This window comes from Erwinia persicina, assembly GCF_014838825.1.
In the GTDB taxonomy this organism is placed as follows: Bacteria; Pseudomonadota; Gammaproteobacteria; order Enterobacterales; family Enterobacteriaceae; genus Erwinia; species Erwinia persicina_A.
Window position 1 is genome coordinate 389,942 of sequence record NZ_JACYMO010000001.1, and the last position, 14,248, is coordinate 404,189.

The 14,248-nt window shown below is 57.9% G+C and carries 15 protein-coding genes; 6 read left to right on the forward strand and 9 right to left on the reverse strand.

Annotated features, from left to right (window positions below; all coding sequences use genetic code 11):
- Nucleotides 1–23: 23 nt before the first annotated feature.
- The 3 genes from IFU29_RS01795 to IFU29_RS01805 are packed head-to-tail and all read left to right on the forward strand — an operon-like array spanning nucleotide 24 to nucleotide 6,825.
- Nucleotides 24–1,454 (forward strand): SrfA family protein, encoded by a 1,431-nt coding sequence (locus IFU29_RS01795; protein ID WP_191932400.1) that lies wholly within the window; start codon nucleotides 24–26, stop codon nucleotides 1,452–1,454.
- A complete protein-coding gene (locus IFU29_RS01800) occupies nucleotides 1,454–4,438 on the forward strand; it encodes a virulence factor SrfB (RefSeq protein WP_191932401.1) in 2,985 nt (994 codons plus the stop codon). The genes IFU29_RS01795 and IFU29_RS01800 overlap by 1 nt, the downstream gene beginning before the upstream one ends.
- On the forward strand, nucleotides 4,435–6,825 hold the full coding sequence (locus tag IFU29_RS01805) for a virulence factor SrfC family protein (protein ID WP_191932402.1): 2,391 nt from the start codon (nucleotides 4,435–4,437) through the stop codon (nucleotides 6,823–6,825). Before IFU29_RS01800 ends, IFU29_RS01805 begins: the two co-directional genes overlap by 4 nt.
- Here the strand turns inward: IFU29_RS01805 and IFU29_RS01810 are convergent.
- The 3 genes from IFU29_RS01810 to IFU29_RS01820 all read right to left on the reverse strand — a co-directional run bounded on the left by IFU29_RS01810 (nucleotide 6,822) and on the right by IFU29_RS01820 (nucleotide 8,578).
- Nucleotides 6,822–7,106, reverse strand: a complete 285-nt coding sequence (locus IFU29_RS01810) for a barstar family protein (protein WP_191932403.1) — start codon at nucleotides 7,104–7,106, stop codon at nucleotides 6,822–6,824. The genes IFU29_RS01805 and IFU29_RS01810 overlap by 4 nt on opposite strands.
- A gap of 1 nt (nucleotide 7,107) precedes the next feature.
- Nucleotides 7,108–7,578, reverse strand: a complete 471-nt coding sequence (locus tag IFU29_RS01815; RefSeq protein ID WP_191932404.1) for a ribonuclease domain-containing protein — start codon at nucleotides 7,576–7,578, stop codon at nucleotides 7,108–7,110.
- 82 nt (nucleotides 7,579–7,660) lie between these two features.
- Complete coding sequence (locus tag IFU29_RS01820; RefSeq protein WP_191932405.1) at nucleotides 7,661–8,578, reverse strand: sugar ABC transporter substrate-binding protein; 918 nt, start codon at nucleotides 8,576–8,578, stop codon at nucleotides 7,661–7,663.
- Between the two features lie 149 nt (nucleotides 8,579–8,727).
- Here IFU29_RS01820 and IFU29_RS01825 point away from each other — a divergent pair, with 149 nt between their 5' ends.
- A complete protein-coding gene (locus IFU29_RS01825) occupies nucleotides 8,728–8,952 on the forward strand; it encodes a hypothetical protein (RefSeq protein ID WP_191932406.1) in 225 nt (74 codons plus the stop codon).
- A 51-nt stretch (nucleotides 8,953–9,003) separates the two neighbouring features.
- Here IFU29_RS01825 and IFU29_RS01830 read toward each other — a convergent pair whose 3' ends face one another.
- The 3 genes from IFU29_RS01830 to IFU29_RS01840 are packed head-to-tail and all read right to left on the reverse strand — an operon-like array spanning nucleotide 9,004 to nucleotide 10,425.
- Complete coding sequence (locus tag IFU29_RS01830; RefSeq protein WP_191932407.1) at nucleotides 9,004–9,450, reverse strand: DUF421 domain-containing protein; 447 nt, start codon at nucleotides 9,448–9,450, stop codon at nucleotides 9,004–9,006.
- A 12-nt stretch (nucleotides 9,451–9,462) separates the two neighbouring features.
- The gene (locus IFU29_RS01835; protein WP_191932408.1) at nucleotides 9,463–9,972 is read right to left on the reverse strand and encodes a hypothetical protein; all 510 of its coding nucleotides are present in this window, start codon (nucleotides 9,970–9,972) and stop codon (nucleotides 9,463–9,465) included.
- Nucleotides 9,973–10,032: 60 nt separating this feature from the next.
- A complete protein-coding gene (locus tag IFU29_RS01840) occupies nucleotides 10,033–10,425 on the reverse strand; it encodes a YgiW/YdeI family stress tolerance OB fold protein (RefSeq protein ID WP_191932409.1) in 393 nt (130 codons plus the stop codon).
- Nucleotides 10,426–10,723: 298 nt separating this feature from the next.
- Here IFU29_RS01840 and IFU29_RS01845 point away from each other — a divergent pair, with 298 nt between their 5' ends.
- Nucleotides 10,724–10,936: a DUF2767 family protein gene (locus IFU29_RS01845; RefSeq protein ID WP_191932410.1), complete on the forward strand. Its 213-nt coding sequence runs from the start codon at nucleotides 10,724–10,726 to the stop codon at nucleotides 10,934–10,936.
- 78 nt (nucleotides 10,937–11,014) lie between these two features.
- Nucleotides 11,015–11,515 carry a CinA family protein gene (locus tag IFU29_RS01850; RefSeq protein ID WP_191932411.1) on the forward strand — a complete coding sequence of 167 codons (501 nt, stop codon included), beginning with the start codon at nucleotides 11,015–11,017 and terminating at the stop codon, nucleotides 11,513–11,515.
- A 6-nt stretch (nucleotides 11,516–11,521) separates the two neighbouring features.
- Here IFU29_RS01850 and IFU29_RS01855 read toward each other — a convergent pair whose 3' ends face one another.
- The 3 genes from IFU29_RS01855 to IFU29_RS01865 form a co-directional block, all read right to left on the reverse strand.
- Nucleotides 11,522–12,025, reverse strand: coding sequence for a GrpB family protein (locus IFU29_RS01855; RefSeq protein WP_191932412.1), 504 nt, complete (start codon nucleotides 12,023–12,025; stop codon nucleotides 11,522–11,524).
- Between the two features lie 143 nt (nucleotides 12,026–12,168).
- Nucleotides 12,169–13,125, reverse strand: coding sequence for an AEC family transporter (locus tag IFU29_RS01860; protein ID WP_191932413.1), 957 nt, complete (start codon nucleotides 13,123–13,125; stop codon nucleotides 12,169–12,171).
- A 44-nt stretch (nucleotides 13,126–13,169) separates the two neighbouring features.
- Nucleotides 13,170–14,189, reverse strand: coding sequence for an AI-2E family transporter (locus tag IFU29_RS01865; RefSeq protein ID WP_062743222.1), 1,020 nt, complete (start codon nucleotides 14,187–14,189; stop codon nucleotides 13,170–13,172).
- Between the last annotated feature and the right edge of the window lie 59 nt (nucleotides 14,190–14,248).

Genomic DNA, 14,248 nt, shown 5'->3' on the forward strand with positions numbered 1-14,248 from the left:
CTCTGACTATAAGGTCTCTTTGCGTGGCAAAAATCTTCTTACGCAGCGGTAATCTTGACGCTGTTCTCGCTCTGGGTGAGAACGGACAGCCGGTATATCTTTCGGCTTTGCAACTGCGCGAAACCCTGCGCCTGAGAAAACAGTCGCAGGTTGCCGACTGTCTGGCGATCCCCCAGCCTGACGACGCAGGCACCCGCCTGGACTGGTACTCACCGGTGGCAGGTAAGGTGACCTCCTGGGCCGCCGCCAGCAACAGCGCGCGTACCGCCGCGCTCAGTCAGCTGCAGGCCTGCCAGACCGCCATTGCGGAAATCGGTGAACGTGCCCGGCAGTCTGATAAGCCCAGCCAGAAACTGTTTGGCGCCCTGCTGAATAAAGCCCTGCAGTTCCCTGACCAGAACTACGTGTATCTGGTGGGCGGTAAACCGGTGATCACCTTCTGGGGGTTTGTCAGCCTGGATAAAAAATCCCGCCAGGACGTATTTGACTGCCTGCAGATTGAGGACGATGAGCCCAAACCGGGTCTCTCCCTGCTGGCCCCTGCCCCCGTGGCAACGCCGCTGTCGGTTGCTGCCTCCGTCTCCCCGGTGATTGCGCCGCTGATTACGCCTGAACCCGCCGCTGCGGCGACGGTTCCTGTCCCTCCACCGGTGGTTGTTCCGCCGATGCCCGCGCTGGACATTATCGATGAGCCAGAAGACGTTGCAGATGAAACGCCGTCCGCTGCGCTGCCGGTGAAGCCAAAGGTGAATATCTGGCTGCGCTATGGCTGGGTGCTACCTGCAGTGGCACTGCTGGTGGTGTTTGGTTTCCAACTGAAAAAAGGCAGCGACAAACCGGCAGAAGTGGTACCGGACGCACCGGTGGCCCGCGCAACACCGTCTGTCACCCCGCCGGTACCGGCGGTCACGCCGGCTGTTACCCCGGCGATCGCCCAGCGTGCCCCGGTCGCAGACGTTAAACCGACAACCTTACCGCTGGCGGCGGCCGTGATTGCTCCAGTCACGCCTGCCCCTGCTCCCGCACCGGCACCAGCCGTGGAAACCGTCGCGGAGGCGCGTCCCGTTGCCCGGGACGATCTGGTCCTGCCGGGTGATGCGGTCAAACTGGGTTCAACCAAGTTCCTTAACGGCAGCTGGCGCGTCCTGGTGCAGAAAAACCTGCCGACCGGTACCCCGCCGATGCTCAAGTATCAGATGAAGAATGGCAAAGGCACCGCGCGCATTACTCAGGGTGACGGCGTCAGCTGTAAGGTGGAGGTCTTCGCCGGGCTGATGTCCTCCGGTAACCTGGTGATCAACAGCCGCACTAAAGCGCGCTGCAGCGATGGCTCCCGCTATCAGATGCCGGAGCTGGTGTGTAAACAGGGCCTGACCGGCCCTGCCGAGTGCAGCGGTAGCTATAACGCCGATACGGTGTTGCCGATGACCATGAAGCGTGAGAGTAAATCATAATGCTGGCGACAATTGCGGATTTTAAACCAAACATGACGCTGGTGCAGAACAGCGGCGTCCAGTTCCTCGACTTTGCCCTGATACCGGATCTCAATGCTGACTGGCCGGGCAAATTTGTCCGGCAGACCGCCAACGGCCCGCTGCTGCGCCTGAATTACCATGCGCAGACCGGAAAATACCTGCTGCCGCAGGCCGCAGGCAGCAGCCCGGAAGTGGTGAAGCCTGAATTCAGTTTCCCGCTGGCCCAGTCGCTGACACTGCTTAACGGCCAGTGGCTGCCGCTGCCGTTTTTCCGCTTTAACCCGCCGCGAACGTTTATCGGCGGCCCGGATAACTGGGCGCGCGTGCGCGTGGTGGCGCTGGATAAACCGGATGCCAGTGGCAACAGCCACCGCGTGGTGCTGGCGTTCGATACCAAAGTCTGGGCAGATGGCGAAGATGAGTCGCTGGCGCTGAATGAAAATGATGTGAAAAATGGCGTCAGCTTTGCGCTGGCGCACCGCAGCGACGAACTGGGAGAATTCCTCGATCACACCTGGGTGGACGGCTGGCTGCGTGAAGCCTTTACCCAAGCCGCCTCGGCACTGGAACTGCGTCCGCAGGTCAATATCAAAGCTGCCCTGCGTGAGTTTGAGTATCAGGCGCACTATCTGAATATCCTGCATCTGCTCGGGCAGCAGCTCTCCATTCCTGAACTCAAAATCAGCGCGGCGACGCTGCAGGAGCCAGCGATTGCTGTCGATCTGATCCTCGACGTGGGTAACTCCCACACCTGCGGCATTATGGTGGAAGATCATGTCGATGATCACCAGGGCCTCAAGCACACCTACGAATTACAGATGCGAAATCTCAGTGAGCCGCATCAGCTCTATAACGAGCTGTTTGAAAGCCGCGTGGAATTTGCCCAGGCCAGCTTCGGTAAGCAAAACTTTTCGCTGGAAAGCGGCCGCGACGACGCCTTTATCTGGCCGTCGATTACCCGCGTGGGACGTGAGGCGGGCCAGCTGGCGCTCCAGCGCCTGGGGACCGAAGGGGCAACCGGCCTTTCCAGCCCGCGCCGTTATCTGTGGGATGAAGAGAGTTACACCCCCGGGTGGCGCTTCAGCCACACACCGGGCAATCTGCAGCAGGAGCCGCTGGCCACCGCACTGCCGCTGACCTATCTGATCAACGATGAAGGCCAGCCTCTGTACACGATTCCGCTGGAAGAGCGCCTGCCGGTGTTTGCCCCGCATTACAGCCGCAGCTCGGTGATGAGCCTGATGCTCTCCGAACTGCTGGCGCAGGCGCTGCTGCAGATGAACAGCCCCTTACAGCGGCAGAAGATGCTGCACAGCAGCGCGCCACGCCAGCTGCGCAATATCATCCTTACCCTGCCCTCGGCCATGCCGAAGCCGGAGCGGGAGATCTTCCGCCGCCGCATGCTGGAGGCTATCGCCCTGGTGTGGAAATCAATGGGCTGGCACCCGATGGATGACGATTTCACTCACGCGGAAGATAAAGCGAAAAGCAGCGTACCGGTTCCCGACGTGCAGATGGAGTGGGATGAGGCCACCTGCGGCCAGATGGTCTATCTGTATAATGAAACGCAGGTTAACTTTGGCGGCCGCGCTGAGGCGTTCTTTGCCAGCATGGCGCGCCCGGATCGCGCCCGCGCCGCTGATGAACCGGCAGGAAAAACCCTGCGTATCGCCTCGATTGATATCGGCGGTGGTACCACTGACCTGGCCATCACGCAGTACCGTCTGGACGATGGCGTGGGCAACAACGTTAAAATTATGCCCCGCCTGCTGTTCCGCGAAGGCTTTAAGCTGGCGGGTGACGATATTTTGCTGGATGTGATCCAGCTGTACGTCCTGCCCGCCTTACAGGCTGCCTTTAAGCAGGCAGGCATGGTCAACCCGGAAGCGGTGATGACCCGACTGTTTGGGCACGAAGGCCGTCTTGACGGGCACTCCACCCTGCGGCAGCAGGTCACACTACAGATCTTTATTCCGTTAGGTCAGGCGATCCTCGAAGCTTATGAAACGTTCGACCCGCTTGATTTGACCGCTGAAATTGACGCGCGCTTCGGTGAGCTGCTGGCCCAGGCACCGACGGAAAAGCTGCTCGACTACATCAACCGGGAGATCCAGCGCGAACTGCCGGGCGAAGCGAAAGGCTTTGATATCCTGGCGGTGCCGCTGATTGTTCGCCTCAGCAAGCTGCACGCCGAGTTCCTGTCGCCGCGCATGAATATCACCCACAGTCTGCGGTCGATGTCAGAGGTGGTGGCGGTATACGACTGCGACGTGCTGCTGCTGACCGGCCGCCCTTCACGCTTCCCCGGCGTGCAGGCGCTGTTCCGCCACCTGCAACCGTTGCCGGTGAGCCGTATTCTGTCGCTGGATGGCTACCACACCAACGACTGGTATCCCTTCAATAAGCAGGGAAAAATCGAGAACCCGAAATCGACGGCGGCGGTGGGGGCGATGCTCTGCCTGCTGTCGCTCGATCTGCGCCTGGCCAACTTCTGGTTTAAGGCCGGTGACTTCCAGCCCTACTCGACCATTCGCTATCTGGGGATGCTGGACGGTACTGGTGCGCTGACGGCCGACAATGTCTGGTACAGCGATATCGACCTGGATCAGCACGCTTTTACCCTGGATGTGCGCAGCCGCTTCCAGGTGCGGGGGGCGATCACCCTCGGTTTCCGTCAGCTGGACAATGACCGCTGGCCCGCCTCGCCGCTCTATACGCTGACTATCGTCGACCCGCAGCTGGCGCGCAGCGTCGCCGGGGATAAAGTATTACGTATCAAACTGGCGGTCAGCCGTCCGTTTGGAGAGTTTGGCCCGGAACGATTTGATATCGCCGATGCCGTCCTGGACGACGGCAGCCAGGTGCCGCTGGAGCACCTGCGCCTGCGCCTGAATACGCTGGCCAGCGGGGCCTCGGGTATGGCGCATTACTGGATTGACAGCGGGAGCGTCTTTAAGAAATGAAATCTCTCAATAAAATCCTGACCGCACAGGCCAATAAAAAGCGTGATGCCCTGACCCAGGGTATTGAGCAGGCGCTCGCCTGGCTGGAGGTTAACCGCCAGCAGGCCCCGCGTCTGAATATGGAAGCCGACCGTCTGGCGATCAAGCTTCTGCGTCAGCACAATCATGCCAGCGTACTGGCACGTAATACGCCGCAGAATTGCGCCATCGGGCTGTTTGGCCTGGCGCAGGCGGGTAAGTCCTACCTGATCAATGCCCTCGCCGCCAGCGAAAAAGGCCGCATGGAGTGCGCGCTGGGCAACAGCGTGCTCGATTACGCCAGCCAGCTTAATCCTCAGCAGCATACTGCCAACCTGGTACAGCGTTTCAGCGGGCAGCAGCAGAGCAGCGACAGCAGCTGGCCGGTTCAGCTGGATCTGCTGACCGAATGTGAACTGGTCGCGGTGCTGGCGCTGCAGTACGCACAGCGCCGTGGCGACGTTGCCGCGCCGCTGGATGAATCCCAGCTGGGCGATCGGGTGCAGAACGTGGCGATGTACCGCCAACCCGAACCGGTCGACGGGATCAACCGTCATCAGATGGTTGCACTGTGGGACGGCCTGAATATCAGCCTGGCGCGCAGCAGCGCGCTGGACAGCCACTTCTGGCCGCAGGCCGTCGAGCTGGCACCGCTGCTGGGCGTGGACGATCGTGCCCGCCTGTTCTCTCTGCTGTGGGGCGAAGATCGTCAGCTCACCGCCCTTTACCGCCAGCTGGCACACGTTCTGCATCACCTTGCCTGCGTAACGCGGGTGCTGGCACCGTTAAGCGTGCTGGATGAGCCCTCTTACAGCCTGCTGAACAGCACCGGCGTCAGCCAGTTTAACGCCACAGCCGACCTGACGTTGCAGGTGGTACCGCGCCATGCGGGCCGCAGCCTGGCACCGGTCAGCGTGGCGCTGGCGGAACTGACCTTGCTCAGCCGGGAAGTGCTGCTGCCCCTGTACAGCGCACCGCGTGAGGCGCTGTTCAGTGAAGTCGATCTGCTCGACTTCCCGGGCTTTATTGATTTAACCGTACTGCCTGACGATGAGCAGCATGAGCTGGCGCTGGAGTTTTTACAGGCCCGACGTCCGTTCCTGCTGCAGCGTGCCGCCGTTGAACAGGATGTCACCCATCTGCTGGTTTGCAGCGCCTCGGTACACCGGAATGAAACCCGCCGTACTGGCCGCCTGCTCGATTTCTGGGTTAAGCAGACCCAGGGGGAAACCACTGCCCTGCGCAGCGGGCGTAAACCAGGACTGATCTGGGCCATGACGCCGTTCGATCAGCGCATTACCCACGGTCATAACCACGATGCGGCGGTACAGCGTTTCGTGGGTAACCCCGGTGATGCCTGGGGGGCGATGCTGGCGATGGATGAGAAAGGGGTACAGCGCATGGCCGGGTATCTGGTCAATGAGGTTCGTGCTGACAGCAAGCTTGCCCGCATTGCCGCCCAGCGCGTGGAGATCCAGCGTGAACTGTGTGACAACCTGCTCGGGCGCTGGTATCAGGCGGCCGAAGGCGAAGACCCGGCGGAGCGTCTGCGCATCGCCGAAAGCCTGCTGAAAGCCCTGCAAACCCGTACCGGGGTTCACGGTGAACTGTTAGAGCGGCTGGTGCCCGTGCGCGATACCCTGCGTCACCTGTTCCTGCAGCGCCAGCTCCGTACCGAACGGACGGCCGCCGATGAATACAGCATCAGCGAAGACGATCCCTTCGGCATCGGCATGACCATTGATCTGTTGAGCGACGAGCCGCTGACGGCCGTACAGACCAGCTATCACAGTGTGCCGGTCGTCGACCAGGAGGCGGAATTCGCGCAGAGCGTCTATCGTCACTGGGTTAATCAGCTGCGCCTGCTGCCGGATAACGCGCCGCTGCTGGAATTGCTGGGCGTCAGCAAACCCACGCTGGAGATGCTGACCGAAGAGCTGATCACCGCCAGCGTCCGTCAGGAGCTGGAAGGTGCGCTGGTGCGGGTGCTGGCAGACAGCGATGCTCAGGGACTGCCTGCCGAACAGATCGCTGACCGTCAGGTCTCACGGGCGCTCAGCGTACTGGGTGATTTTGTCGCCTGGCTGGGCTTCCAGCAGTTGCCGGAGGCTCAGCGACCTGACAGCCGCATCAATCGCGGGCAGAAGATTTTTGCCAAGCCGGAGGCGCAGACCGTTAATCTGGGTCCGGGGCAGCGTCTGACGCGGCTGGCATTAAAGCCCAACAACCATGCTGCGTTTTACATCTATGACTGGCTGGTGGGGCTCAATGAGATGATTGTGCAGAACGCCGGCTATGCCGCCTCACGCGAAATCAGCCAGGAGCAGCGTGAGAAGCTGGCACAGATTTTAAAACTGATCCGCCGTTAATCCCCGGGGGGCTTGGCGCTGACGCGCACGCTGAAAGCCCCGCCGGTTTCCTCTTCGGCCTCCTGCATGACCTGCAGGATCCGCAGCAGCGCTGCCTGCTGCGGGTGGCCGTTAAGGTGGCGCAGGGTAATTCGCACCGGCAAAGGAATGCCTGCCGTTAACATATCCCATAGCGCATCCAGATTGTCACCGAAATAACACAGGTCGAACTTGCGGGCAAACTGTCGGTAAAATTCACCAGCACTGCCGATATGTTGTAAATCAAACGTCACCCTTTGCATCTCAGTTCACCTGTTGAAAGTGACGATAGTGGTCACGGGTGACGTAAATCAGACCGTCGCTGGAATAGAGCAGGCGATCCGTGCCGCGTCGCCCGCAGGCGTAGTTAACGTCCGCCTCGAACCAGCGCCGGCTGCTTTTCTGCGGCAGGCCCCCTTCCCGGTTGCTGAAGCGATCGCCGCCGATCGCCCGCCCCGGCAGCACCTGACACAGATTGCCTTTAGACGGGTCCCAGCCCTGCTGACGCGCTTCCCCTTTGCGGATGTAGTAGCCAGGAAGCTGGCGATGCTGACGCAGGTAGTCTGCCACGCGCTGCTGTTGCGTCAGCACGCTGATGTCATCGCCCGGGGACTGGGGCGCAGATACTGGCGTTGAAGTCGGGACGGCGGATTGCTGCGGTTGCCCGTGTTCGCGCAGCCCGGCATAGCTGGCCACCAGCGCCAGGATGGCGGCAATAATCAGTTTCTTATTCATGGGCGCAGTTTAGCAAACGGTGAACGCCAGGCGTAGAAGAAAACGCAGCGGCTTTGTCGGGAGGCCGCGCGTCAGGAAGGGATTATTTCTCCGCGTAATGTTTCATGTTTTCCGGCGTTACCAGCTCGAACGGGATCCAGTGATAGGAGTCCACCTTCTCCCCTTTTATCATGCGCTGGGCCACCGCCACTGAGGCTTTACCCTGACCGACCGCATCCTGAAAAACCGTCACCTGCATCTTGCCGGAGGCCATCGCTTTCAGTCCGTCCGGTGTCGCATCGATACCCCCCACCAGCACGCTGCCCTTTTTCTTGCCCGACTGGTCAAGTGCCATAATGGCCCCGATGGCCATTTCATCATTGTTAGCCGCGACGATATCGATCGCTTCACCGTTGGTGATCCAGCTCAACATCAGGTCCATACCCTCGCTGCGGGAGTAGTTTGCCGTCTGCTTCTGGACCACTTTCATTTTCGGGTATTTAGCCACCACCTGCTCCACGTCCCGGGTGCGCTGCAGTGCGCCCGCGTCACTGAGGTTACCAATCATCACGCCGACATTGCCCTGATAATTGGCCAGACGCGCCAGCGCTTCCATCTGCAGCGTTCCCGACTGTTTTTCGTCGGAGCCGACAAATACCACGCCCGGCGGCAGTGTCTTATCGCCCGGCGTGCGGTTGACATAGACCAGCGGAATGTTCGCCTGACTGACCAGTTTCGTCATGGCCGGTGTCCCGGCAGAGTTTACCGGATCAACAATTATGGCATCCACTCCGGCGCTGATGAAGGCCTGTACCTGATCCGTCTGGCGGCCTACATCCCCGCGCGCATCTTCGAACTGCACGGTGATGCCACGCGCCTGGGCTTCCTTATCGATGGCCTGGCGGATAATCGTCAGGAAGTTTTGATCGAAATAGGCCATCGACACTCCAATGGTTTCCGCCATAGCGGACGAAGAGCAGCTTAACGCCGCGACAAGCAGCAGTTTTTTTATCGTTTTCATGATCATCTCCAGAGGCAGCAACGTATCTGCGGCTGGAAAAATGAAATGCTACAACCGCATGTTGAGGATAATGAAATAAATGATTTTTCAGCAATCGAAATTTAACGGAATCGTAACATTCATCACGCTTTGTGAAAGGGAAAAAGACGGTGAAAATATTTATTGCGAGCGGACTGGCGCTTTTGCTACCTGAGGCTATTCTTACGGCCGGGATCGTTGCTGGTTCCGTTAATGGTGCAGATTATACCACCCGGTGTATACCGGGTATTTTTTTACCGGCCGTACATTTCTGTTTCTCCCCCACCAGCTATCTGCTATCCCCCACCACCGCGCTGCTGGCTGAAGGCTACCATGCCGGAAAAAACGATCAATAACTTGCCTGTCTGTGGGCACTGGCGTGGGAACGTGGACGCCCATTCGGGACACTACTGGTCAAAGGGGATGATGGATATATGACCGTTTTTCTCCAGGATGGCGAATTTAATTTTGGCTATCTCATACACCCCCTGATTAGTCCGGGCAGAGACTAAAATATCATCGAGCGTTATTCCGGATTTTTTCAACTTATTCTCCAGCACCCTGCCATTTTCCACCAGAATAACCGGAGAGCCATCCAGTAGATAATCAAACCACCCGGTCTTTTTCTTGATATAGCCCAGCGTGATGTCTAACACCACCAGGGTAATAATGGTCAGGGCCGCTCCGGTAACCGAAAAATCATCGCCCAGCAGCGCCTGCTGAGTTGCCTCGCTGATAATCAGCAGCAGGATCAGGTCGAATGAGGTCATCTGCAAAAGCGCCCGCCTGCCGGCGATACGAAAGACAATCAGCAGAATAAAGTAGATCCCCACGGCGCGAAGTACGGTTTCCATAGTCTGCTCCCGTTACGGATAGATCAGCTGGGACAGGGTCACGGGCTCCTTGCGGTCAACGCGGAACGTTGCCCGGCCCACTCCGGCCTGACGGGGCTGCACACCGATCCACAGTGTATGAATGTGCTGCGCATCGCTGGCAGGATATTCAAGAATAAGCTGGCTATCGCGGCTGTAAGCACGCAGCGGACGGGGATGCAGGGTTAGGACTTCAAAGCGATCCATAAAATCCCCGCCGAGGGTCAGCGTGGAGCCGGTTCCCCCGCTTCCCCGCCAGGTGACCTTCAGGTCCATATCGCTGATTATCCGGCCAAAGCGTTCATATTCTACGCTAAGATCGCCGGTGGAGTTTGCCACCACGCCTTCGCTAAGATAGCCTTTTGAAAAAAGACCGAGCGCGCCTGCGCAGGTAAAGATAAAAAGTAACAGGGTGCCCCAGGCCCTGATCTTTTGCTCAATAGCGATCCAGCGTGGACGTTCATCAACGCCGCGTGGGGTCACAGGGGGCTCTTTTTCAGTCATGTGATCACCTGTCAGGGTGTCTGTTCTTCCACCCGCCGCGCCGGACATCACGCCCGCTGTTTAAGGTTCATCCAGGCGCTCGACATTAAGGGCTATATTTTTGCCCTGGCCCTCCGTGCGCCCGCTGATGCGGACCAGGTCGGCGGCATTATACGTTCGCTCTTTCCACACCTTCTGGCTGATGGTCACCGGAAGAGAGCCTGATTTGTCCCTGAAGGTGTAGCGATCGTCGGAATGCTTTTCAGTAATATTGCCCTCAAGCGTGACCCAGCTGCCTTCTTTCATATCCCGCAGGGTTTTTACCTGGCTTTCCGTGGTGTCTTCCGTGCCCTTATAGCCGGCATCCTGCTTGTGAGCCGGGGGAGCCTGCTCACCGGCTTCAAAGCCGCCTTTTTCTGCCATTGCTGAACCGGTCACCGCTAATAACACTGCTGTTAAGATAACTGATTTCATTCTTCCTCCTGGGTATATGAGGATTAAGCCTGGCACATGAAAGCGAAAGTGAAATGGTTGCGCTGCGGTTATTTATTTCCACCTCACTCATTTCAGAAAAATCCTAATTTATTTTTAAGCGAAGCGAAGAAGTGCACGATTTCTGATATGAAATTCGGGTGTGGTTTATTTAGCGCATCGCTACCGTACGGTGAGGCTGTTTATTTCATTGCGTACTGAACACAATTATTTCTGCAAGGCAATTTACGTTGTCTACAATGAAAAAGGTATCAGAACGGTATATAAATGAGGAACGCCGATGAAACGAGATGTGCTCAGTGAAGAATATTATGATGAGGTGTGTCGCGTGATTGGTGACGCCGTGATCGTGCTGGCAGAAGATGGTAAAAACACCCAGCGAAGCACCCTCACCGACCTGCTACAACAGACGCGTCAGTTACGGTCTGACGCTGACCGCGAAGAGCAAAAGGTACTGGAACACGCCATCCGCCTTATCAGACCGACGGCATAACCGTGCCGGTCATTTTTACCCCGATCGTCCCGGGCTGCCTGCCGCAAAGGGTAGCCCCGATGGTTTATAAGGAGCCCTATGGATCAACAACTGTTACAGGCTGCCGAAGCGCTCGGTGCGCGGTTAAAGGCAAAAGGACTGCGGCTGGCGACGGCGGAGTCCTGTACCTCCGGGCTGGTCGCCATGTCGCTGGGCGCGGCATCAGGCAGCAGCGAATTTTACACCTCGGGTTTTGTCACCTATAGCGATTCTGCTAAACACCGTATCCTAAGCGTGAGCGAAATCACCCTGAAGACGTACAGCGCGGTCAGCGAAGAAACCGTCAGGGAAATGGTCGTGGGCGCACAGCGTTTGTCGGGCGAAGCGGTGAGTCTGGCCATCAGTGGTTATGCCGGACCGGAAGGCGGAGAGGACGGCACCCCCGCCGGTACGGTGTGGTTTGCATGGGGATTACCGGGAGAGCGGACCGTCGCTGAAGTTCAGCAGATCGCGGGGCCGCCAGAAACAGTGATCCACACTGCAGCACTCCATGCGCTGCGCAGGGTGACGGCGCTGCTGAGTGCCGATCCGCTTCAGTGATGAACCTCAGGCAGTCAGCGCCAGCCGTAGATGATGCGCTATAAAGTCCGCTTTAAGCGCACTGTAGCGGTGAACATCGTTCTGACTGAGTAACACTGCCGAGTGTTTTATCTCAGCATATTCCCCTGCAATATCTCTATTTTTTCTAAGATAATCACGAAAAATAAGATGTCTTAATACCTGCAGATCGCCTATGGCAAACGCATGCACTTGATGACTACGCTGACCACTTCCCTTAATGAAATATCTGCGCCCCGGAATGCCGTTCTCACCGCGTGGAATGTACCCTGCACTGACCATAGCAAGATTGTATGTATCCAGTTCATTTATATCGGTAACTTCCACCAGTATGTCGATGATGGGTTTTGCAGAGAGGCCTGGCACTGACGTACTGCCAATATGATGGACACTCACAGCCACTGCACCGAGTAATGCCTTTATCAGTAAACTTTCAGCTTCGAACATCTCAGGCCATTTATCATCATATGGCACTACAATAACAGTCCGCATAAAGACATCTTCCTTAGCCTTGATTATTTATCATCATCTCTCAGACATACTCGTTGAACTGCCGTGAATGGCTTTGCACAGCCTTTGTCATTCAACGCGTCCCCAGCGACATACCCTTCTGACGACCGTCAGGTTATCTTCGCTCACCCATACACCCAGTCCATCGTCATCATCAGCACTGGGGTGGTTATTGCCGAAAAAAGCGTGGTCAACAGCATGCTGGTCGCCGCAGGCCCGGTAAGGGCATTAAACTGCTGCGACATCAGATAGACGTTCACGCCCACGGACATAGAGGCCAGCAGAACCACCACTTTGCTCTCCAGCGGGGGCAGCCCTGTTATCCACGCCAGCCCCCACACCACCAGCGGCTGCACAATCAGTTTGATGGCGCTCAGTGCATAGCTGATGGCCAGCCCCTCTTTGATGCGATACCCCGCCAGGCTCATACCCAGCGCAACCAGCGCCAGTGGGACGGCAATCTGCCCCAGCATACTCAGCGGCTGGTCGATAAATTCCGGTAATGGCAGGCCGGTCAGGCTGAACAGCGTGCCGGAAAGGATGCCGATGATCAGCGGATTTTTCAGCACGCTGACGGCCGTCTGGCCAAAGCCGCGCAGATTGAGCGCGCCGTGCCGGAACCACTCCACCGATACCGTCGCAAGCGTCCAGAGGATCAGTCCGTTAAAAACCAGCACCAGGGCGACGGACGGGATGGCGGCATCGCCGAGCATCACCCGCGCAATCGGCAGGCCAAGCAGCACATTATTCGAAAAGATACCGCCCAGGGCAAAAACCGACCCGGACACGCCATCCAGCTTAAACAGCCGTGATGCCACCACCCTGCCAAAGGCAAACACCAGCAGGCAGCCGCCAAAGAAGGCAATAAGCAGGCGGGCATCGACCGGCGGCCCGGCGGAAAAATCACACATCAGACGGAAAAGCATAACGGGCAGAGCCACGCGGAACACCAGGCGGTTAAGAGCGCTGGTGATGCTGTCCGGCCACTGACGCCAGCGCACCAGCAGCCAGCCCAGCCCGATCAGCACGAACAGCGGCAAAGCAATCAGGATCTGATGGAACAGCGTGGCCAGCAAAGACATGGGAGTTTTCCGTCAGGGCCGGTATCAGCCGGCCAGAAATCGCGTTAAATCAGTCTCGACGCGCGCAGTTCCGCCTTCAGATAGGCGTAATACACGGGGGCCGCTACGACACCAGCGAGGCCAAAGGCCGATTCAAACACCAGCATTGCCAGCAGGATCTCCCAGGTTTTTGCACTGATGCGGCTGCCAAAAATGCGTGCGTTAATGAAGTATTCCAGCTTGTGGATCAGCACCAGGTAGATCAGGGCAATCAGCGCCGCCTCCAGCGAAATAGAGAGACCGATCAGCACAATGACCGTATTCGAGATCAGATTACCGATGATGGGCAACAGTCCGGCGATAAAGGTCAGTACCACTACGGTTTTGGCAAACGGAAAATGCAGGCCAAACAGCGGCAGCACGCCAAACAGAAAACCGCAGGTGAGAACTGTGTTGACCAGCGAGACTTTGATCTGGGCAAACACTACGTTGTGGAACGCCGCCGCCAGGGTGGTCAGGCGATCGAGCATGGCCTGCTTTAACGGCGCTTCCGGGCGCACGCCGCTGCTGATGCGCAGCGAGATGATCGCTCCCAGCAGCATGCCGATCAGCATGGTGGCAAAGGTGTGGGCGGCACTGCGGCCGAAGGTTTGCACCACCACCAGATGTTCGCGCAGCCAGGCGACGACCTGATTTTGCAATTCGTCGATATCGGAAGGCAGATAGCGGGTGATCACCGGCGACAGCGTATGCTGGGCATCTTCCAGCAGTTTACTGGCCGTGGCGTGAAACGCGGCGGGATTCTGGAAGTCATGCAGCAGGAAGCCGATCAGCTTGGTAATACCGGTCACCAGCGACAGAATAATCACCACGCTGAGGAACATAATGCTGATCCAGCGGGCGATCGGCCCCTTCACCAGCCGCTCCACCAGTGGCGTCAGTGCCAGGATGGTTTCATAAACGATAAAACCTGCCAGAAAGCAGGGCAACAAACGCAGCGGGAAGATGGCAAACAGCGCAATAAAAATCAGCCCATAGCTGGTTGCCTGACATAACTGCGCCCGATTAACGTTCCGTATTTCCATGACCTGTCCTGTCCGAAAGGAAAAAAGTGAAGCGAATTCAGACAGTATACTATGCGGGC